This is a genomic window from Parasphingomonas zepuensis (assembly GCF_036663735.1).
Lineage (GTDB): Bacteria > Pseudomonadota > Alphaproteobacteria > Sphingomonadales > Sphingomonadaceae > Sphingomonas.
Genome location: NZ_JAXOJO010000065.1, coordinates 1 through 1132 on the forward strand (window position 1 = coordinate 1; position 1132 = coordinate 1132).

Annotated in this window: 1 protein-coding gene and 1 pseudogene; both read right to left on the minus strand. The window is 64.5% G+C overall.

What is annotated here, in order from left to right; genetic code table 11:
- A pseudogene (locus tag U1769_RS25260) lies at positions 1–143 on the minus strand (siroheme synthase); the annotation flags it as partial.
- Positions 140–1132: diaminopimelate decarboxylase (gene lysA, locus U1769_RS25265; protein ID WP_332720909.1), on the minus strand; the 993-nt coding region annotated here is incomplete at its 5' end. The gene lysA and the pseudogene U1769_RS25260, both read right to left, overlap by 4 nt.

Sequence of the window (1132 nt, forward strand, 5' to 3'; positions counted from 1 at the left end):
GGGGCATCCGAGCCCTCTCCGACCATCACCGCGCCTGCACGTTCCAGCAAACGGCGCTTTGCTTCTGCCGCCGCGCCGTCGCCTATCAGGATCACGGGCCTCCCGTTCAGTTGGACGAACACCGGCAACCCCGATCGTTTCACCGGACCCACTCGGGCACGCGCTCCGCACCCATGATCGTTTCCGGCTGGATGCGATCGGCAACCACCGCGAACTTGTCACCGGAAACCAGCACCTCCGGCACCAAAGCCCGGCTGTTATAGGTCGAGGCCATCGTGGCGCCATAGGCACCCGCGGTACGGAAAACGGCGAGATCGCCGGATCGCACCGCATCGATCTCGCGCCCCATCGCAAAGGTGTCGCCAGTCTCGCACACCGGCCCGGCGATGTTGGCGATCATCTTCTCGCCAGTAGGCTCGACCGCTTCGAAATCATGATAGGCATCGTAAAGTGCAGGCCGGGCAAGGTCGTTCATTGCCGCATCGACGATGACATAGGGATTGCCATTGGCGGGCTTCACCCAGATCACTTCGGTCACCAGCACGCCGGCATTGCCGCAGATAAAGCGGCCGGGCTCGAACATCAGCGTCACGTCCCAGCCATCGGTGACGCGCTTGACCATCGCGCCGAAATCCTCGGCGGAGGAAACCTGTTCGCCGGGATGATAGGGAACACCCAGACCGCCGCCCAAATCGACATGAGTGATCGCGTGTCCGGCAGCCCGCAGCTGCGCGACCAGCTCACCGACGCGGGTATAGGCGGCCTCAAGCGGGGTCAGCGTCTTGAGCTGGCTGCCGATATGGATCGCGACGCCGCGCAGGTTGAGGCCGGGCAGCTGCGACAGCCGGTCGAAAATGCCGGGCGCGCGATCGATCGCCACGCCGAACTTATTCTCGGCCTTGCCTGTGGAGATCTTGGCGTGGGTGCCTGCATCGACATCCGGGTTCACGCGCAGCACGGCGGGTGCGGTTTGGCCCTGCGCATGTGCGAGCGCGGCCAGCACCTCGCCCTCTTCTTCCAGCTCCAGGTTGAACTGGCCGATGCCGTGGTCAAGGCCAAGTTGCAGCTCGGCCCGTGTCTTGCCGACACCGGAAAAGACGATGTCCTCCGGCTTCATTCCTGCCGCCAGCGC